We start from the raw sequence: 19,133 nt of genomic DNA on the forward strand, positions 1-19,133 counted from the left end.
TAAACAATCCCTTCGCCACACGGATCACACCACGCTCATCGGTCCTGAGCTCAAAGCCAGCCCCTCGGGGTTTATCCTGCTCATCGATATGGTGGCCCTGATTGAGCTGGGTTTTGCCGTATTCGGTGGACAAATGAATATGCTCTTCACCCCGCTTGTCTTCCATGCGGAGTTCGTTACGGGCGGCAGTGCGGAGAATGTTCTGGCTGCGGTTGTCACGGTTAACGGGGTCGCGGTGCTCGGAGTCGTGGAACGCATACGCAATATACGGCAGGTCGATGTCGCCGTTACTGTAGGTGATCGCCACTTCCGTGCCATCAATCAGCGGCGTGTGCCAGCCGTACGTTTCCCCGGCAGAAGGTTTGGCCTGACGCAGCCACGGATAAGCGAAGCCCGGTTCACAGTCGTCCAGATTAAAGTCTATCCGCACCCGATAACGGCCGTGCTCATCGAGGTGAGCGTACAGGTCATGCGGGTTACGACTCTCTATGCGTCCCGGCAGCGTGCCGTGAATTTCAGGGCGAACGGTTTCTGCCGGACGGAAGCAATATGCCTCACGGTACGGCATGCCCCACACTGAGACATGCAGACGCGAATCTCGGGAGCCTGCATAAGAGGTGAAGGTGATAATCACGCCCTCTTTCAGGTCCTGTAAATTTACACCTTCGGGGTCAATCACCATCCCCGGACTGAGCCAGTACGCATTACTGAACAAATGCACACAGGCCGATTTATTCAGTTCACGCTCATGGTGGAGTCGGGCGTAGAAGGCTCCGCTTTCGGTTTCTGGCTCAGAGGTGTCATCTCCGGGCTCGCGGTACGGCTCAGCATAGCGGTAATGTTCACCCGTGGTGACCGCAGGCGAGCGGACCGAAACCGCCGTGTCCATGGGCTCAGAAGCGGTGCGGGGATTATAGTCGCGGGTGCTGACCATGCCCGTCACTGCGTGGTGCCAGGTGCGGACACCCCAGCAGCACAGCTCAGCCCCGTCGTATAAACCGGATGGCTCGTGGTACGGCAATGCACCGTTAAAGACGTAGTGAAGCTGGCTGTCGCAGAACAGCGTCACATCCAGTTCAGTGACGTCGTTCATCTCCTGGCGGAACCAGATACCCACTTCGCACAGAATCCGCTGAATGAATTCCAGGTCGGTTTCCCGCCACTGGGTAATCAGCTCACGAACCGGGTACTGACGCGACAGGCGAAACTCAAAGTCAGGCCCTTCCAGCCCGTGCGAACGCAGCACCTGTTCCACCACGTCGGGCACGGAAAGGTTCTGGTAAAGGGTGCAACGGCGGGAACGGGACAGCAGAGCCAGACGGGACTCGAGGGTAGCAGCGTAGTGTGACTCGTCGGCACTGGTCGAAAGCCACTCCAGGCGGGTAATAATACCGTGCACTACCTTGTTGTCCCGCATGATGAAACTGGCGTACTTCATCAGGACCTGTTCAGGCTGAATATTCGCCTGCGGTGTGGTGAACTCAATCCGCCAGCTAAAGGGCTTGCTCAGCGTTTCAGTGCCACGAAAACGCAGCACATCGGGTGTTACCGGGCTGTGGTTGATATCGAGTGTGTATCGGGAAAGGGCCAAATCCTTCAGCATAGTGCAATCCTGACCTTTATCAGCGGATTAAAGTGTTGTTAACTTTTCACTATCTGCCCCCTGTCAGCCAGGCGCAACAAATCCCCTGAAGAATCAGAGGATTCATGTTTTATTACTCGCGAATATGCAGCGTCGGTTCAAACGCACGAACCAATTCGGTATCCATCAGGGCAATCCCATGGAATCAGACCTTATTGTCACAGCGTTGGAACACTCTGCGTCATATACCCTTCGGTGATTTCGTTGTTATGGCAATGAATTCCAGGTTCTATCCATGATCTTTCCAACATCCACACGTTGACGACCCCTGATGGTACTTTTGCTGGTACCAGATGTACTCACTAAAAATAACCGCATATTTATTATATGATTAAACGTTTTTTCGATTCCTGCAGGAACCATTAGCCAGCTATCGGTCGCAATAGCTGTATCTTCCGTTGATCAGCTGTTCGTTGAAGCGCCCCTTGTAGTAATCCCCTTTCGCCTGGATCGCGCTGTGCATAGACCCAAAGAGTCTGCACATCCTTATCGTTGAGTACATCTGCCAGGAAGCCCCACAGAACTTCCTGATCGTCTCGCCGCAACCGGAACATCCTGTTTTCTTCGATGCGAACGATCAGTTGCTTCAATGTTGGCGTGTCGTCAGCCAGTGAACATGCGGCAAGAAAAGCTCGCATCTGATCGTGACGAAACTCCCAGGATCTACCAACCTTGCGAATCACCCGTACATTGTCGCGCGACAGGATTTCGGCACTGCCTTCACCGAGCACCAGCCCTTCGTCAAGCGAAAATGCCCGTCGCCCCTCTGCAATCATCTGTACTGCAAGCTGCCGTAGCGGCAACAAATCTAGCGGTTCACCATCCCCGCGTGTAGCCTTACAGAGTACCGCACGATAGAGCCCAATCCGGCCTTCGGGTATTGGCGTAGCTGATGGATTATTGCGTACAAGGTCGGTGACCAGCCGGAGGTCGTAGCCAGAAACAATCACAACATTTTGGTCAAACCTTAGACGTTTCTCTAGCACATTGCCCGCCTCATCCCCGAGCCACAACTTCAGCAATGATGCCCGCTGTTCCGAGATATCCTTCGGCAAATACCAGACACCCCAGCCCTCCTCCGCATCCGATTGTGAGGTCGCGATTATCTTCACCTGAGGATACTGGCACTGGTTTTGTTCCAGTAATCCCTACTGTTGTTGCGAAATCGCATCCCGGTCTGCCGGTGCTAACAGCAGCGCCTGCAAGGTAACCCCCTTCGCGTTCGTGAGTTTTCTGTCGTTGGCGGCATTGCCGCAGGGAATAGCAATAAACGAAACCGGGTTCACAATTGTCCAGATTAAAGCCTATCCGTACCCTGTAACGACTGTGTTCATCGAAATGAGCGTACAGGTAATGCGGATTACGACTCTCTATGCGCCCCAGCGGGGCGCCGTGGATTTCAGGACGAACGGTTTGCGCCGCTAGTTAAACCAGATTGGCATCAGGAATGAGAGGGAAACTCCCGTTTCATTTAGTGCAGTGTTGTCGCTGGCGTTGTACCAAACCTGAGTCCCCAATGTCGTCTGAGTCAACACCGGTAATTCCCAACCCAATTGAATCCCTTTTATCGTGTCAGATTGAGGATAGGCCTGGTTAAAATTCTGAGACTTGCGATTCACACGAACCCAAACAAGGCGCGTGCTCAGACGCTGCTGATTTTGCAGCACCCACTCCATTTTAGTGGAATATTTCGTTCCGTCGCCGCCCATAGCCTCACCCAGCGGATATCCCTGCTGGTAATAGCCGTCGTGATAGCAGTAGTGGCTATAAGTGATGCCCGTATCTTTCAACCCGGAACGAGTGTCTGCTGCTTCCAGATACCAGTTAAGCTGCTGCTCACCCAGTGCGTGATGCCCTTCCAACCCGCCGATAAAGGTATTATGCGATGGCAACACACCCGCCTGATCCTCGCCAGTCACCTGACCGTAGAGACTGAGCGGCAACCCGATCAACGGGGCCAACTTGAGACGAAAATCAACACCACCCAACTGATCGCCTGGGTCACGGTTCTGGCTACCGGTATTGTCATGGCCCAATAACGCATCATCAAAGGAAGCCAGATTGTTTGGCCGCCCTTTCCCCCCCCAAAGCAGCATGCGTGAAGCACCCAACTCGAGCGCGCTAAACGGCATAATAGTGACACGTCCACCAATAACCTTTGGCTCTTCCGGGCGCTGATACTGACGCAACTGACCTGCTGAAAGTTGATATTGCCAGTTACCCAACCAGGACAGCCACGCCGATTCAAAAGGTGATTGTTCAGCACGTTGCAAAATAAAACCGACTACCGGTCGTGCCGCATCCGAACGAATCGTACTACCATCGTTGCCCGGCCCCCACCACTGCGGGATCTCGCCAAATGCCAGCCACTGGTTAAACAGTTGTACACCTGCGTAAGCGTTATTGAAGTTCGTTTGGGAAGTGTCTTTAATGTACTGATTGCCTTCAACCTGCCCCTGCAGATTGATATCCCAGAAATCTCCGCTGCTGGTCGCAGCCACCCCAAAACTGTGGGCAGCGCTTTTGGAAGCACCGAAAGTTGCTGGCAATTTCGATTCTGCTGATGTGGTCCATCCGCTCAGACGCACAGGTGCTTTAAGCTGAACCAGACGCTGTTGCACTCGTGCAATGACCTGCTGGTTATCGCTATTACTTTTGCCTGTGGCATTTTTTAACGCCCGTTCAATTTCTTCCTGACTCATAGGCCAGGTACTGAGGCTCAAATGAATAACCGCTCGATCTGACAACCAGGTTAAATCGCTGCGCAGCTTTGCATCGTTAATTACAAGACCTGCAGCCCCCGCCTGGCTTGAAAGCATTAGAAAGACACAGATTGCGACAATTTTCATATTTCTTCCCTGACAGAACACGCCAGCCCTAATTTCCGGGCACCGCTAAATGTGGCTATCTGTGTAATTGTAAAAGCAATTGGATATAGAAGGTTTCAACTTAAGGTGATGAAGTAATCCCAGCAACTCACTGTCAGAGTTAAGATTAAACTTCAGCATAATCGTTCTCTTATGCGCACCAACAGTTTTTGGATTAATTTGAAGATTACGGGCAATCTCTTCCGTTCCCATCCCAGAATAGAAATGTTCCGCAATATTTATTTCCCTTGGCGAAAGCGTTCGGTGCTTGCAGGCCAGGCAGCTACGATAGATTTTTTTGGTATTTTCTTGACAGCAGTCTTCCCAACCACGCTGAATAAATTTTTTAACTTTAATTAAAGAGTCAGCACGGCTGATAAACACAATATTATCAAAGCAAAGCGGAAGGTCTACAGAATGAGGTTTTTTATTCCCGTCATAAATACCAATCACTAAGCTGCTATGTTTACGGCTCTGGAATATCTGGTGACAAACCCTACTTTCACCGGGCAAAAAACTTTTAATAATGATATCAGCAGTTTTTACTGAATGGCTGCACAATACGCCGGTAAAAAAAAGAGCGTCTCCATGATCGGTGCTAAACATTTCAGTGATGAATGTTTTCAGCCCTTGACGATAAAAATTATCCTTCTCTTCAATGATAATATTTAGCATGTTTCACTCCAGGTTTTCTTAATGATAAGAAAAGGACCGTTGTTGTTCTGGCCAATAATAACCTTGCAAATAATCAGCACCACATTTGATCGCTAACTGCCGTTGGTTAAATGTTTCAATACCTTCAACTAACACATGGTCACTCAGAAAATGGCAACAGTGAATAAAAGAACATAATAATTCCGGGTGTTCTATTTGCTGCCAAAAAATATTTTTATCAACTTTTATCCCATTGAACTCAAATCCTAACCCCACAATAGCGGGCATAATATTCGGCGTGAGGTCGTCAAGCCAAATGGCAAACCCAGCCATACGCAAGCGCATCATGTTTTCAATCAAGTTATTTTTTTCGTTTCCATCAAGTTTCGCCACCGACTCAGGATCTTGCAGCTCGATAGTTATATTAATACTGGAATATTCTAATATCGTATCAATTGCTGACCGATTAACCAAAATCGCCACAGGGACATTAATAAAATGGTGACATCCGACCAATGCTTGCCAAAGATACTTTAATTGCCCGATAATGACCTTGAGGTGCTCACCAATACTCAATGATGAAAAATAATGCTCACAATCTTCCGAGGCAGATAGTTTTGATAATACTTCATAACCAATAATGTCATCTTGCCTTACAGAGTATATAGGCTGAAAACGCATTTTTTTCTCTTTATTAATAAGCACAACTCAGACCATAAATAACTTGAAGGCATAACCTTTCAGACACTTGCTTCAAGTGAGTAATTGATGTTGCATAAATTGATAACATAGCAACCATCAGAACAGCAGGAGTATAATTTCTAATACATCCCAAGAAACACCCCATTATCCTGTTCATTTCTATTGGTAAGTAAACTCAAGTTGGACTACTGTATTAACCGTCCCGCCGATCACATTTCCCGTCGTCGTAAAAGTTCTTGCCGAAAGTGGAAATGCTCCCTGTCGATTGCTGTCTATTATTGCAACCATCGAAGTTCCGGTGCTATACGTTATATTATGGTCACGGCTAGCAAGTTGAACACTCACATGTGTAGCCGTACCCATATTTTTATAGAGGCCACTATTTTCTGGGTCGATTTGTCCGGTAAAAAGGACAGTGGCTGACGTTAGCTCGCTCGGGCAGTTTTTTACCAGCAGATCAAATTTATGCCAGTCATCACCGTAGCCTGCCGCCTGAAAATTAGCAGTGTGCATCTGGCCAAAATCGACAAGTTTCGTCACCGTACTGGTATCAACTTCACAAGGGTTGGTAATCACTTGCCCCGTAATCGCAACATCCAGCGCATATAATGGATAGCTGCCGAGTAACAGTGATAACAGAATAATATTACGCAACCCTGGCTCCTTTTCATTCTTTGTTAAACCATTACTGATAGGTAAACGATGCGACAATAACCGCACTAATATTACCAGGCATTATTCCTCCCATCGCGTTATATAGACGAACACGCAAAGGGATGACCGCCACTCCACTATTTACAGGAACGCTCAGGAATGTCTGATCTGTAATTTGTGTTGAATCAGGTGAATAAACCAGATCAATGGAGACGTTACTTGCAGGATGAGTCGCAGCGGTATTTTTCCAACGTTCAGAATCGTTAGGATCCATAGTCCCTGAGAATTTGACCGAGACATTACCAATTCCTTCCGGGCAATCACTAACAGTTAAGGAAAAGTCTTTCCAGACGCCATTTCCGTTAGCAATCGCATAAACATTCATAGCGCCAAAGGAAACCAAAACTTCTGAGTTACCATTATTAACGGTAGTACATGGCCCTGGTACGACTTGGCCCGAGATAGTAATGTTGACGTCTCCGGCAGATGCATTACCTGCCAATAATAACGTCAGCATCATGGTGATGATTATTATCAGTTTGCTTTTCATAGTATAGGCCATTATTGGTAGGTAAATGTTGCAACAATCACCGTAGCAACCGCACCCGGCATCGGCGAGCCCAGAGCACTAAACAGGTGTGTACGCAAAGGAATAATTGCAGTACCAGCAGTGATCGGAACCGTTATAGATGTCCCGTTTGTAATCCGTGTTGAAGGTGGATTAAGCAAATCAATGGAGATGTTTGTGGCAGCGGTGCCCCCTGCGGTATTTTTCCAACGCATAGAATCAGTCGGGTCCATGGTTCCTGAGAAAGTCACTACCACATTATTCGTTCCTGCCGGGCATCCACTCACCGGAATAGTAAAGTTTATCCAGTCTGAACCATTGCCGCCTGGGATCGAGAAAGAATTGATTTGAAGATCGCCAAAAGGAACCAACACACCAGGGTTACCATCATTAATAGTGGTACAAGGTGAGGGTAAGATTCGACCATTAACAGTAATGCTGACGGAATCGGCAAAGGCATTGCCCGTTAATAATAATGCCAGCGTCATAGTAATTAATATTTTAAGGCTTTTATTCATTGGATAAACCTTTTGTTATAAGTTGGGAACAGAGGTATTTATTTGCCACCAGTAATTAATACACATTTCAAATTTATTGATAGGTGATTTGCAGTGTTGCGGACGCTTTCGCATCACCCGGTAAAACATCCGCCTGTGTCTGATAATAGCGTGCGGTAAATGGGAAAGTTTCCAGCCCACCCGCTGATGTTTTTAATGGCAGCATAGCGTTCACCGTCAAAGGTGTATTATTATAAACAATCTGCACACCTATTCCCGAAGCCACCCCGGCACTGCCTTTACCTGATAGTGCCAGAACATCGCCAGTTGGCACGTCTCTATCCGGTTCTCCCATCAAGGCCACGTTAATATTCGTACCAGGGTCGCAATTCAAACCCATATTTTGCGTGTTTGTTTGTGGTGTTGTATCACCCACATTATGACCAAACTGTGAAAGCGGAATATCACCCAGCGTAAAAACCAGACTAGGTGTGGTAATTGAGCAAGCAACAGGGATTATTTTTGCTGTTCCGATATTGACCTGTAAAATATTTACGCTATTAGCCTGTATATACATCTGTGCACCGGGAGTAATATAATCTGCTCCGACTGCACCCACACTGGTTTTTACCAGTGTCATGGTATATTCACGCAGGATCACTGCAGTACCTCCGTTGACAGGAACATCATAGGGAGGTAACTTCCCAGTCGATGTCGACACTTTAATCCCAACACCTTGTACGTTGGTTTCATAAACGCCCTGCAGTGAGGTTGGCGTGGTGAACTGCCCCAATTTCGCTTGATACAACCATGCTTCACTGCAAATATAGAAAGTTCCGTAATCTGGATGGATTAGTCCTGAATTAACCGTGACGAGTGGCGTGCCCGCCGGAGTATCTCTCTGCACAATAACCGTACCAAAATCTATAACTTTAGTTACGTAAGACTGATCATAAGTATAGCTACAACCTGCTATTGCATGGCTGGCAAATAAAAACACAAGTGCAGTTATTAATAATCTAACAATAGTGCGCATTATTTATCTCATCCACACAGGTTATTCGAAGTAATAATCCCAGATGAATTATCATTAGCTTTAATTTGGTATGGTGCGGAGCATCGCTGATTTGTATCTTTGCCCCATTGCACATTAACAGTGCCAGATTCGCTCAGGCCGGTTAAATAAACCTGGCCGTCGTCCCCGACAATAAATCCACCTGCATGGCTATCTGTTCCCACGCTCGCCGTCGCACCAAACGGAATAGATTGGCCGTTTGCACGGTGTAACGTCATTAATACACGCAGGCCAATGTTCGCTTTATAATCTGCACGTACTACGGCACCGCGAGTAGGAACCACCGTTTTAGTCGTTAATTCCAGATCCACATTATCGGGTATATTTTCAGTATTCAGCGTGAGGTCGTTTTTCCGATACGGACTTAAATTACTGACTACGGTATAGCCACGGAAATCTGTTTTTACTCCCGCCTGATTCTGTACTGAAACGCCACTGGCGCCGGGCGCTTTAATCAGCGCAATAGATTCACCAAATGGCTGCGCAAAAGTGACACCGTTTGCATGGGCCAGTACACCACCGCTAAGGCCATAGTTCATACGCTGGCTGTTTTTATCGTAGGCGTAACCGCCACTCATTTGAGCATACGAACCGTGATAATCCGCATTGATGTTGCCGGTATTCCCCTGGCCTTTATCACCATAACCTTGCTGAACTGCCCAATTCAGGGCGTTCCCTTCCAGCATCTCACCGCTCAAGCCTACGTTATGAGTGGTACCGCCTTGCTTGCTGGTCGACAGGTTGTAACTCGCCCAGCTGTTACTTAAGAATTTATCCAGCGGAATATTGACGTTCAACGTGACAATTTGGTCACGATTATAAATTTTACCCTGCCCTTGCGAGCCACTTGCCGTCGAGTTCAGGTTATAGCTGTAACCCATACTCCAGCTAATCCCATGCCAGCCGTTACCGTAAGTCGCGCTGTAGGATTTCATGGTTTTATCAATGTTCCAGTAATCCTCATGGACAGCACTCAGGGTGACTGATCCCAGGCTTTCACCCAGGCTTTGGCTAAGCGATAATTCAGCACGGTTACGTCGTCTTTCTTGCTGTTCAGAAATGTCGCCATAACCGTCCAGCACTTCCGCCATACCGTAAAATCCGTTGGTGGAATAGCGATAACCGGCAATGGAGAAGTTGGTTCCCGTTTGAGTAATATTTTTACTGTAACGGACACGCCATGATTGTCCGGTAGATTTATCACCGCCATTCAGGGTCGATTTCGCCTGAGTCACATCGATCGAAACGGCACCGATATCCCCCATGTTTTTACCCGTACCAAAGGCCAGCGACTGATAATTCCCGCTCCCCTGCACGCCGCCATACAGCGTAAACCCATGAGGTAAACCGTAAATCGCAGTGCCCTGCATCAATGCCGCTTTATCTACGCTGCTGTTGTACGAACGATACTGTCCTGCCGTCAGGCTATATTTCAGGCGACCTTCACGTTGCAGCACCGGTAATGAAGCAAAGGGAACAACCAGATACTGTTCGCTGCCGTCAGCTTCTTTAATGGTGACATTGAGGTCGCCACTGCCGCCGGTCGCATACATGTCATTGATTTCGAAAGCACCTGGCGCAACATAAGTTTGATAAATGATGTAACCGTTTTGACGAATAATGACCTGAGCATTGGTTCTGGCAATACCACGAACTACCGGGGCATAACCTTGCAGACTCGACGGTAACATGTCGTCGTCAGAGGCCAGTTGAGCGCCACGGAACGGTATGCTGTCAAAGACATCGCTCGGGGAAGAGCTATCGCCCAACGTGAGCAAACTTTTCAGTCTGATAACGCTACGTTGCGCGTAAGTGTAAACAGAAGACCATTTATCCTGCCCCGTAGTATCACGGTTCCAGGTGCTGTAATTACGAAAACGCCATTGCCCAACGTTAAGTCCCGGACGCAAGTTTGCGTACTGGCTGTTGCTGTTACTCCCAGCGCTACCACGGGCTGAGGTATTTGCGCCGCTCAAGCTGTAGTTCAGCAGAAAAGCATTAATCCCCTGGTCCCAGAATTCAGGCGCAACATAACCGCGAACGGTTGATGACAATGCTGACTGTGGAATGCTCAACACTAATCTTTGGGAGTTGAATAAAAAATCACTGCTCGCCTGAGGAATAGCTGCAAGATTGGCGCAATCACCGCTCGCTTTCAGTTCAGGAAACAGATCTGTTTTCACGCCCCAGGTTTTTAACAACTCTACCTTCAGACAAGGTGTGAGAATGTCATTACCCTTGTCGTTTTTAGTAAGGGAAAAATCAATATCGCGGGTATCAACAAGTTGGTCGTTAATAATGATGTCGACATGGTATTTACCCGGTGCCTGAGCCCCATCCTCAAATGCCGTAAGATCGGCTTTACCGGAACCTGGGTTATCCGCTTCAAGTAATTCTGGGTTAAAATACTCGCGAGCCTCTACATTATATGAAACGCCCGCAAGTAATATGGAGATAATCCAGGCAACAGGTGTAAGTGAAAAATGACGACAGGTATTACGCATGACAACTATACCACCATAATAATTAACCGATCCCAAAGACAAATACAGTTATCATGCTTGCTCATTGAGCTTTATTTGAATTTTAAATACTAAATAGAAGCCTGATGCGCGGGATTTACTCCACCAAAATCACTGATTAATTTAAACGTCACCGCCCCACCCGACACACCTGCTGGTAAATCAAATTTACTGCTTTGCCCTGGTGCAACATAAGTCACAGCGGGAAGTTTTTTCCCGGCCACAGTTATCTCATTAAAATTCATATAATAATTGCTTGAGTTAGTGACCTGAATCTGATTACCTACTTTTTGCCAGGTAAGCTGTTGTGCAAAGTCCTCTGAGCTCTTACCTTTAAGTCCTTCAGGGCGGTAAATCAATTTGATACGCGTTTTCACCGCAACTTGTAGTGTATTGATTTCTTTTTTAGGTGCCGATGGTATTGATTTAATATTCAACCAGTACATTGATTCTTTATCTTCGGCCTGCGCACCCGTTTTAACTATACGCATTATATTTTTCTCACCTTGGTCAAGGCGAAAAAGCGGAGGTGTAATGACAAAAGAAGCTTTCTCAGCGCCACCGTTCTGATTTTCAATCCATGATTGAATCAGATAAGGTACGGTATCTGGATTATTAACGCTCAGTGAAGCTTCCTTTTTACTCCCTTCATAAATAACTCGGGTACCGCCAATCACGACGCCAGCATTAGCTGCGGAAACACCCATTACTGCTATTACACATGCTAACGCAGTGGTGTTAAATAATTTCATAAAAACCTCAAGCATTGAATAATCGGGCCGGGGTACCGGCCCGATAGGTTATATCCCTGAGAAGGGATAAATATTACTGGTAGTTCAGAGTAAAGGTTGCAACAGAGTTAGCCGGGCCTGCAGTTACGACGCTAGCCATCTGGATATAGCGTGCGTAAAACGTGAGGTCATTTTCTATACTGGTTTGCAGAGGATACGCTGTTGAAGCCGTAAATAATGGAACCTGAGCCATTGATGCATCAGACAGCTGTACTGCAACACCGGTAGCCACACCTGCTTCCGGAGTCAGGCTCAGAACTGAATCATCACCAACGTAACCCACACCATCAAACTTCACGGTCGCTGAGCTAACCGTTGCCGGGCAGTCTTTTGCTTTCAGAACAAACTTCGTTGCAGTAGCAGTAGAACCTACACCGGTAAAAGAGGTACGTGCAACGTGACCTAAATCTACGGTCATGGTGTTGTTGGCACCAATATCAATAGTGCATGCAGTATCAATAATTTCACCGGTGAAATTAACAGTACCATCAGCAGCAAATGCAGAAGCAGCAGACAGAACAGTAACAGCGGCAACAGCAGCAGCAATCAGATTCTTTTTCATAATATTTTCCTTGATATTAAATTTGCGTCGCCGCGAATTTCGAAAATACAACTCCTCTCAGAAATGGAATGTGATTTCTGAATTCTAATTCAAGGCGGCTTCCATCACTTCGATGTAAACATTACAAGACAAATAACGAGGCTATCATCATTTAAATAAACAGCATGGCAGAATAGTTTTATTTCCTTTAAGGAAAAACACCTCACCCCCTGCCAAATCAATTTTTCTAAACTCCGCTCAGTCATTGCGTTAAGTAAATTGTGATATAGAACAGTTAAGGCTTCAAGATAATTCCCGGTGTAATTTTACACCGCAGCCGAGGTTCCATAATTAAGAATTTCTACGACATACTTACCCGAATTATTCGCCCGTGCAGTGAAAAACATCGTGTTATATGAGACCTGAAGAAAAGATGATGGAAACACAAAATAAACCAGCAAATACAATAAAATGCGATGCAGTGAAACCTAAACCCATTGCTGATATTGAATTAATCATTCACCATCTCAACCCTATTTCTAACACAATATTAACATCACCAAGACAGGTTATTAACTATTCTCAGAATGGAGTTCGCCAATGCTTTTTATTACGCAAAGGTAGCGTTTCGCTATATAGAATCAGTGATGGCTTAGTGGTAAATTCCGAATCTGCACCCTATGTCTTTGGTTTAAGCAATCAATACTCGACAAGTGATTATCTTTCCATTCGCACTCAGGAAGATTCTGAGATCAGTATGATTCCTTTAATAGAGGCTAATAGGATTATTGCCCATGAAGATCTCTGGAAAAATCTCGCCCACTTGCTTATGTATACCGCAGGCAGAATTTATGAGCACAGTGCAAAGATGCTGGCTCAGCGATCGTATGACGTCATACGTTTTCAGCTTTATGAGTTAATGGAGGAACAGACAGAGATGAGAATGAAAACCACTGCAGCTAACTACATACAAAGCCGCACGTTTCTTTCGCGCAGCAGCATCATGAAGATTCTCGCTCAGTTAAAACTGGGGGGTTACATTGTGACAGAACGCGGAATACTGCTCTCCATTGAAAGGCCCATTCCGCTCAAATATTAAATTTATAATCAAAGAGTAACCTTTAAATCCGTTCATATTCTATAGTTATGGGATAATCTCTTTCCCCGGTTTATCCCATGAGTAATGAAACCACAACATTCCAATTAAGTACCCCATCACCTTATACAATCGAACTCATGCAAATACTTGCTACTGATAGTGACTATCGGCAGGTTTCTGAGGGGCAGCGGCTTTATGTGGTCGAGAACGACATCAAGATATGCCATATAGTGCGGACCGGGTATTGTAATATCTGGAAGGGTGACAGCAATCTCATCTTCGTTTCCCTGAAAGCCCCGCTCATTATGGGCATCGTCAATAGTTTATCCATGAACAAGGATATCTTCGTTGAAACGCTGTGCCCCTGCGAAGTTGCTACCATTCCCCAAGAGAAAGCGTTGCAGTTAGTCGACCAACATCACAAGTGGGAAATTTTTGCCAAACACACAATGTTCGCAGTCAGCAAGTTTCTTCTCTTTAGTGAGCAAACCAATGCGCCAACGGCATATGAAATTCTGCGCCACCAGCTTATCGCACTAATACAGGAGCCTCCTGAAATACGCGAAAATGTTAGCGCCGCAGTCTATATCCAAACCAGAACGTTACTCTCGCGAAGCGCTATCATGAAAATTCTTTCAGCGTTGAAAGTTGGGGGATATGTGGTGCTAGAGCATGGAATTTTGAAAGAGCTGAAAAAACTTCCAAACAAATACTAATTCATTGAATTACTTAGGTAAGATTTACCTGGTGGCCAGCAAGCTTACGAAGACACTCCCCGGACATATCTACTTATAACGTGCCCCACTCCCGCAATCTGGCACAGCCTCGTATGTTAAGGGTATAATCCTACCCATTATTCCATTGGCTTCAGAAATGATCATGACAAAATTAACGTTACAAGAGCAGATGCTTAAAGCGGGCTTAGTAAGCAGCAAAAAACTAGAAAAAGTGCAAAGAACGGCTAAAAAATCGCGAGTTCAGGCTCGTGAGGCAAGAGAGGCGGTGGAAGAGAATAAAAAGGCGCAAATTGAGCGTGATAAACAGTTAAGCGAACAACAAAAGCAAGCCACCTTATCTAAAGAATATAAAGCGCAGGTTAAGCAGCTCATTGAAATGAACAGAATTGTTATTTCAAAAGGTGATATTGGTTATAACTTCACAGATAATAATTTAATTAAGAAAATATATGTGGATAAAGCGACTCAAGCGCAGTTGATTAACGGCCGTCTGGCCATTGCTCGTCTGGTTGCTGATGATGGCCGAGATAACGAATACGCCATTATACCGGCGAGTGTTGCCGATAAAATTGCGCAGCGTGATGCGAGCAGCATTGTATTAAACAGTGAGCTAAGCAAAGAGGCTCAAGAAGAAGACGATCCGTATGCCGACTTTATCGTGCCTGATGATTTAATGTGGTAAGAAAAATTGCCTGGCGTGGCTCCCTTTGCGGGTGCCTGCCAACCCTTATTTAACGTGCCAGGCGGGTCCCGGTCAGGCTTGGCATAACTTCTTTCATTAGCTCAATAAATTTGCGCAGGCGGGCTGGGTAGTAGCGTGCGTAAGGATAAAGCAGATAGATGGGCAACGGTGCAACCTGCCAGTTGGGTAAAACATGCTGCAATGTCCCCTCTTCCAAATCCTCTTTCACCACCCATGAAGAAACCATTCCTACACCCAATCCGTTTAAAGCTGCCTTGCGCACCGCATACAGGCTATCCGTGCTCAATCTTGGCGTGATATCAAAACGAAATGGCTCGCCGTTGGTGCCACGGTTTAACGTCACTTCGTTGCGATAAAAACTGCTCAGCGCCACCCAGGGCAGGTGAACCAAATCCTCTGCTTCTTTCACCGGCCCGTAATCTGCAAGTAGAGAAGGCGCTGCAACGACAATGCGTGGCACTTCTGCCAGCAGTACGGCAACGACAGAAGGGTCGGTAATAGCCCCAACGTGAATCGCACAATCAATACCTTCGGGGATAAAATCCGGTGAACGGTCATTGAGAACCCACTCAATATTGATGTGCGGATAGCGCCGCAGGTAATCACCCAGTGGTCCGATAAGCTGATCCTGCCCAAAAGCATGTGGTGCACGCACACGCAACACACCGGCTGGCTCGTCCCGTGCGCCACTGACTTCATCTTCCAGAATCTGCCAGTTTTCAATCAACCTGCGCGCATGCTGATAGCAGCGTTCGCCGTCATCAGTCAGCTTCATGGTGTGGGTTGTTCGCTGGATTAACTTCACACCAAGCATTTGTTCAAGGCTTTGCAGCCGTCGGCTAATTGTCGGCTGAGTGGTATCCAACTGTGCTGCTGCCGCTGAAAGACTGCCGCTCTCAACGATGCGCACGAAGGTTTGCAAAATGGCTATACGGTCGCCAGCAGGACTAAGGTTTTTATTCATACGTTTAATGTATAACAGTTTTACCCCGTTTGGGGCTACAACCCTGAGTCAAGAACGACAAAAATAGCCGCACATTAACCCACTGGAGCGCGCTATGAGCCAGCTTTCCACCGTTACTTCCTCCACCACCGGCAGCACGCTGTCTGGCAAAATTGTTTTTCTTCTGGCTCTCGGAGCTGGACTGAGCGTGGCCTCGATTTATTACAGCCAACCGATGCTCGGCGTTATCGGCAGCGCATTTCATGCCCGTGTGGGTGATGTCGGTCTGGTGCCAACACTGACGCAGATCGGTTATGCGCTTGGCATACTATTACTCGCCCCGTTGGGCGACCGTTTTGACCGCCGCCGTATTATCCTCATCAAAGGTATTCTGCTTTCATTGACACTTTTACTGTGTGGATTCGCATCTTCCTGGCATGTGCTGCTGGCCAGCAGCCTGGCCATTGGGTTGGTTGCGACAGTAGCACAAGACATTATTCCTGCCGCCGCAACGCTTGCTGGCGACAATAATCGAGGTAAAACCGTTGGCATGGTGATGACCGGCCTTCTGGCGGGCATTCTGCTTTCACGCGTTTTTAGTGGTGTTGTGGCGCAACTGTGGGGTTGGCGCAGCGTTTATGCCATTGCGGCTGTGGGCGTATGGGTCATTACGATGGCACTTTGGTACATACTGCCCGCGTTCAAGCCAGAAACAACATTGCGTTACCCCGCTCTGCTGCGTTCACTGGGCAAACTGTGGATGGAGTATTCCGCACTTCGTCGTGCCGCACTTGCCCAAGGACTGCTGTCTATTGCATTTAGCGCGTTCTGGTCAACGCTTGCGATTATGCTCGCAGAACGCTTCCATCTTGGCAGCGCAGTTGCTGGAGCCTTTGGTCTGGCGGGTGCTGCAGGGGCGCTTGCTGCACCATTGGCTGGTTCGCTCGCTGACCGTCGAGGTCCCAATTTCGTGACTAAAATTGCCTCGGCGTTGGTCGTCACCTCCTTCGCCCTGATGTTTGTGATGCCGTTGCTGCCCATTCCTGCGCAATTGGCAATTATCGTCATCAGCGCGGTAGGCTTTGACCTTGGCATTCAAGCTTCGCTAGTGGCGCATCAGACAATCATCTATGCGCTCAATCCGGCCGCTCGTAGCCGTTTGAACGCCATCATGTTTACTGTGGTGTTTATCGGCATGGCGGCAGGTGCGGTACTTGGCAGTAAAGCCCTGGAATCTTTCGGTTGGATGGGTATGGTTGGGCTGGCAACAATTGCTGCACTGGGGGGGCTGCTTATTCGGTTAATGACCCCAATCAACAGATAACATATTGTCGAGAGTGGCTGGCTTCTTTGTGGAGCCAGTACTCTACAGTAGAGTGATAGTTGCCGTTCCAGAATACATTCCAGGCTTCAGCAAAGTTGCGCGATGGCATGAGCAGAACGGCCATTCCCTACTCTCCCGTCAGCAACAGTTCATTACCCAACCGGTCAGGAAGATTGTTTATGTCTGGCCCAGGCAGCTAATACAGTACGCTCGGAAAGCTCAAGATACTCTGTCATGGTGCGTGCAGCTTGCGCATTTTGGTCATCAATTAGTAGCGCCAGAATATGAGCGTTCTTCTCGATATAGGGTGCGTAGAGTATTTCCGGATCGTTCAAATGACCAAATACCAGCCGCAGCTCTGCTGATATATTGCGATACAGGCGAGTCAGACGTTCACTGTCAGCAAGCTCAACTATCGCAGTATGGAACTTCATGTTCGCCGTACCCACGTTTCGCCAGTCGCTTGTTTGGCGATATTCCCGCGCTTCTTCAACCGCAGCACTCATCTTTGCGACAGCCGGATGCAGGGGATACGCATGGTTCAAGGCATCACACTCAATCAGGCGTCGAATACGGTAGATATCCAGAATAGCGGCCATGTCTGGCACTGCTACATAAACCCCACGGTTTGGTTCGTAGCGCAGCAATCCTTCCTGGGTCAACATGCGAAACACTTCACGTAACGTATTGCGCGATATATCCAGTTGCTCGCTGAGGGCGGTTTCCGACAGGCGAGTACCTGACGCTAATTCGCCTACGGTAATTTTCTGGCGGATAGTTTCGGCGATTTTCTCGCTTAACATCTGAGAGGATACATCTTTCTTCATGGTGTTCTGCGCGGTGGCCTTGTGAGCGGCAATCTTCACATATTAGCCTGAGAGCAGCAAGGCATTGACACAGTGGGATTATTTCAACTTAATGCACTAAAATAGCGCATTTATGCATTCTTATGCACCTTACCAGTGCAGTTCTTCATTTATTCAACAATACGATCCGCTAAAAAGTGATCGGCATCGGCTTTTTATCATTCGGATTTCGATTCCGTTTGTCTATTTTATCTACATTCACTAGCTTATTGTTCAACAATAATTTAATCATTGATTAACAATACCGATCTTTACCTCAACAATGGTCCGCTTATTGCTTAACAGACAAGGTCATAATTCTAATAACGGAGTGAGTCAGATGGCAGCGCAAGATATCGAAAACAAATCCTTTGTCCAGAAGCGGCGATCTTCGCTGCTTGCGGCGGTATTCCTGATGGCGACCTCGGCTATTGGACCCGGTTTCATTACCCAAACGGCAACCTTTACCGCCACCATGGGCGCTGCATTCGCCTTTGGTATTCTGGCCTCGATAATCATCGACTTTGTGGTGCAGCAAAATATTTGGCGCGTCGTCACGGTCACGCGAATGCGTGCGTCAGATGTGGCTAACGAGGCGCTACCGGGCAGCGGTTATCTGCTGGCGGTGCTGGTAATTTTCGGCGGACTGGTATTTAACGTCGGTAATATTGCCGGGGCGGGTCTGGGCTTAAATGCCATGTTTGGGATTTCGCCAAAATGGGGCGGGCTGTTCAGCGCCCTGCTGGCTATCTACATCTTTTCATCTCGCAGAGCGAGCACAGCCATTGACCGCCTGATCATTATCCTTGGGTTAGTGATGATTGGCCTGACGCTCTATGTGGCATTCGCCTCCTCCCCTCCGGTAGGTGAAGCGCTGCGCCAAAGCGTGTTCCCGGACAGCATGAACTTTGCCATGATAACCACCATTGTGGGCGGTACCGTGGGCGGTTACATCTCGTATGCCGGGGC

At 47.5% G+C, this 19,133-nt stretch carries 21 protein-coding genes; 5 read left to right on the forward strand and 16 right to left on the reverse strand.

The window, feature by feature from the left end:
- The 13 genes from FH968_RS22485 to FH968_RS22540 all read right to left on the reverse strand — a co-directional run.
- Window positions 1–1,603 (reverse strand): type VI secretion system Vgr family protein (locus FH968_RS22485; protein ID WP_139883530.1); only part of this gene is annotated, 1,603 nt, incomplete at its 3' end.
- Between the two features lie 401 nt (window positions 1,604–2,004).
- Entirely contained in the window at window positions 2,005–2,754 is a 750-nt protein-coding gene (locus FH968_RS22490) for a hypothetical protein (RefSeq protein WP_139883532.1), read from the reverse strand.
- A gap of 36 nt (window positions 2,755–2,790) precedes the next feature.
- Complete coding sequence (locus tag FH968_RS23740; RefSeq protein WP_189389322.1) at window positions 2,791–2,928, reverse strand: hypothetical protein; 138 nt, start codon at window positions 2,926–2,928, stop codon at window positions 2,791–2,793.
- Between the two features lie 135 nt (window positions 2,929–3,063).
- Complete coding sequence (locus FH968_RS22495; protein ID WP_139883534.1) at window positions 3,064–4,491, reverse strand: capsule assembly Wzi family protein; 1,428 nt, start codon at window positions 4,489–4,491, stop codon at window positions 3,064–3,066.
- 45 nt (window positions 4,492–4,536) lie between these two features.
- The gene (locus FH968_RS22500; protein WP_139883536.1) at window positions 4,537–5,184 is read right to left on the reverse strand and encodes a LuxR C-terminal-related transcriptional regulator; all 648 of its coding nucleotides are present in this window, start codon (window positions 5,182–5,184) and stop codon (window positions 4,537–4,539) included.
- 18 nt (window positions 5,185–5,202) lie between these two features.
- The gene (locus FH968_RS22505; RefSeq protein ID WP_255431572.1) at window positions 5,203–5,868 is read right to left on the reverse strand and encodes an EAL domain-containing protein; all 666 of its coding nucleotides are present in this window, start codon (window positions 5,866–5,868) and stop codon (window positions 5,203–5,205) included.
- Window positions 5,869–6,024: 156 nt separating this feature from the next.
- Window positions 6,025–6,519 carry a fimbrial protein gene (locus FH968_RS22510; RefSeq protein WP_189389325.1) on the reverse strand — a complete coding sequence of 165 codons (495 nt, stop codon included), beginning with the start codon at window positions 6,517–6,519 and terminating at the stop codon, window positions 6,025–6,027.
- A gap of 31 nt (window positions 6,520–6,550) precedes the next feature.
- Window positions 6,551–7,069: a fimbrial protein gene (locus tag FH968_RS22515; protein ID WP_139883543.1), complete on the reverse strand. Its 519-nt coding sequence runs from the start codon at window positions 7,067–7,069 to the stop codon at window positions 6,551–6,553.
- Between the two features lie 11 nt (window positions 7,070–7,080).
- Window positions 7,081–7,605: a fimbrial protein gene (locus tag FH968_RS22520; protein ID WP_139883545.1), complete on the reverse strand. Its 525-nt coding sequence runs from the start codon at window positions 7,603–7,605 to the stop codon at window positions 7,081–7,083.
- 73 nt (window positions 7,606–7,678) lie between these two features.
- Entirely contained in the window at window positions 7,679–8,620 is a 942-nt protein-coding gene (locus FH968_RS22525; protein ID WP_139883548.1) for a fimbrial protein, read from the reverse strand.
- An 8-nt stretch (window positions 8,621–8,628) separates the two neighbouring features.
- Complete coding sequence (locus FH968_RS22530; protein ID WP_139883551.1) at window positions 8,629–11,163, reverse strand: fimbria/pilus outer membrane usher protein; 2,535 nt, start codon at window positions 11,161–11,163, stop codon at window positions 8,629–8,631.
- An 89-nt stretch (window positions 11,164–11,252) separates the two neighbouring features.
- Window positions 11,253–11,933 carry a molecular chaperone gene (locus FH968_RS22535; RefSeq protein ID WP_139883554.1) on the reverse strand — a complete coding sequence of 227 codons (681 nt, stop codon included), beginning with the start codon at window positions 11,931–11,933 and terminating at the stop codon, window positions 11,253–11,255.
- 73 nt (window positions 11,934–12,006) lie between these two features.
- Window positions 12,007–12,534 (reverse strand): fimbrial protein, encoded by a 528-nt coding sequence (locus FH968_RS22540; protein WP_139883556.1) that lies wholly within the window; start codon window positions 12,532–12,534, stop codon window positions 12,007–12,009.
- A gap of 412 nt (window positions 12,535–12,946) precedes the next feature.
- On the opposite strand from FH968_RS22540, the gene FH968_RS22545 reads away from it, so the two are divergent.
- The 3 genes from FH968_RS22545 (at window position 12,947) to FH968_RS22555 (ending at window position 15,031) form a co-directional block, all read left to right on the forward strand.
- Window positions 12,947–13,612, forward strand: a complete 666-nt coding sequence (locus FH968_RS22545; RefSeq protein WP_370451553.1) for a helix-turn-helix domain-containing protein — start codon at window positions 12,947–12,949, stop codon at window positions 13,610–13,612.
- Window positions 13,613–13,689: 77 nt separating this feature from the next.
- Window positions 13,690–14,328, forward strand: coding sequence for a winged helix-turn-helix transcriptional regulator (locus FH968_RS22550; protein WP_139883559.1), 639 nt, complete (start codon window positions 13,690–13,692; stop codon window positions 14,326–14,328).
- A gap of 163 nt (window positions 14,329–14,491) precedes the next feature.
- Entirely contained in the window at window positions 14,492–15,031 is a 540-nt protein-coding gene (locus tag FH968_RS22555) for a DUF2058 domain-containing protein (RefSeq protein WP_139883561.1), read from the forward strand.
- Window positions 15,032–15,080: 49 nt separating this feature from the next.
- Here the strand turns inward: FH968_RS22555 and FH968_RS22560 are convergent, their stop codons facing one another.
- Window positions 15,081–16,016, reverse strand: coding sequence for a LysR family transcriptional regulator (locus FH968_RS22560; RefSeq protein ID WP_139883564.1), 936 nt, complete (start codon window positions 16,014–16,016; stop codon window positions 15,081–15,083).
- A 94-nt stretch (window positions 16,017–16,110) separates the two neighbouring features.
- On the opposite strand from FH968_RS22560, the gene FH968_RS22565 reads away from it, so the two are divergent.
- Window positions 16,111–17,319 carry an MFS transporter gene (locus FH968_RS22565; RefSeq protein ID WP_139883567.1) on the forward strand — a complete coding sequence of 403 codons (1,209 nt, stop codon included), beginning with the start codon at window positions 16,111–16,113 and terminating at the stop codon, window positions 17,317–17,319.
- Here FH968_RS22565 and FH968_RS24085 read toward each other — a convergent pair.
- Together FH968_RS24085 and FH968_RS22570 are read right to left on the reverse strand one after the other, a co-directional pair.
- Complete coding sequence (locus FH968_RS24085; protein WP_255431573.1) at window positions 17,309–17,443, reverse strand: hypothetical protein; 135 nt, start codon at window positions 17,441–17,443, stop codon at window positions 17,309–17,311. The two genes, FH968_RS22565 and FH968_RS24085, sit on opposite strands and share 11 nt — an antisense overlap.
- Window positions 17,444–17,483: 40 nt before the next feature.
- Window positions 17,484–18,146, reverse strand: a complete 663-nt coding sequence (locus tag FH968_RS22570; protein WP_139883573.1) for a GntR family transcriptional regulator — start codon at window positions 18,144–18,146, stop codon at window positions 17,484–17,486.
- 358 nt (window positions 18,147–18,504) lie between these two features.
- On the opposite strand from FH968_RS22570, the gene FH968_RS22575 reads away from it, so the two are divergent.
- Window positions 18,505–19,133, forward strand: a 629-nt coding sequence (locus tag FH968_RS22575; protein WP_139883569.1) for an NRAMP family divalent metal transporter, incomplete at its 3' end; no start/stop codon positions are given.

The sequence above is a fragment of the Buttiauxella sp. B2 genome (genome assembly GCF_006376615.1).
Lineage (GTDB): Bacteria > Pseudomonadota > Gammaproteobacteria > Enterobacterales > Enterobacteriaceae > Buttiauxella.

Coding starts and splice junctions, on each gene's coding strand:
- FH968_RS22495 (WP_139883534.1), bottom strand. CDS start 4,491: ATGAAAATTGTCGCAATCTGTGTCTTTCTAATGCTTTCAAGCCAGGCG.
- FH968_RS22500 (WP_139883536.1), bottom strand. CDS start 5,184: ATGCTAAATATTATCATTGAAGAGAAGGATAATTTTTATCGTCAAGGG.
- FH968_RS22515 (WP_139883543.1), bottom strand. CDS start 7,069: ATGAAAAGCAAACTGATAATAATCATCACCATGATGCTGACGTTATTA.
- FH968_RS22520 (WP_139883545.1), bottom strand. CDS start 7,605: ATGAATAAAAGCCTTAAAATATTAATTACTATGACGCTGGCATTATTA.
- FH968_RS22525 (WP_139883548.1), bottom strand. CDS start 8,620: ATGCGCACTATTGTTAGATTATTAATAACTGCACTTGTGTTTTTATTT.
- FH968_RS22530 (WP_139883551.1), bottom strand. CDS start 11,163: ATGCGTAATACCTGTCGTCATTTTTCACTTACACCTGTTGCCTGGATT.
- FH968_RS22535 (WP_139883554.1), bottom strand. CDS start 11,933: ATGAAATTATTTAACACCACTGCGTTAGCATGTGTAATAGCAGTAATG.
- FH968_RS22540 (WP_139883556.1), bottom strand. CDS start 12,534: ATGAAAAAGAATCTGATTGCTGCTGCTGTTGCCGCTGTTACTGTTCTG.
- FH968_RS22545 (WP_370451553.1), top strand. CDS start 12,947: ATGATGGAAACACAAAATAAACCAGCAAATACAATAAAATGCGATGCA.
- FH968_RS22550 (WP_139883559.1), top strand. CDS start 13,690: ATGAGTAATGAAACCACAACATTCCAATTAAGTACCCCATCACCTTAT.
- FH968_RS22555 (WP_139883561.1), top strand. CDS start 14,492: ATGACAAAATTAACGTTACAAGAGCAGATGCTTAAAGCGGGCTTAGTA.
- FH968_RS22560 (WP_139883564.1), bottom strand. CDS start 16,016: ATGAATAAAAACCTTAGTCCTGCTGGCGACCGTATAGCCATTTTGCAA.
- FH968_RS22565 (WP_139883567.1), top strand. CDS start 16,111: ATGAGCCAGCTTTCCACCGTTACTTCCTCCACCACCGGCAGCACGCTG.
- FH968_RS24085 (WP_255431573.1), bottom strand. CDS start 17,443: ATGGCCGTTCTGCTCATGCCATCGCGCAACTTTGCTGAAGCCTGGAAT.
- FH968_RS22570 (WP_139883573.1), bottom strand. CDS start 18,146: ATGAAGAAAGATGTATCCTCTCAGATGTTAAGCGAGAAAATCGCCGAA.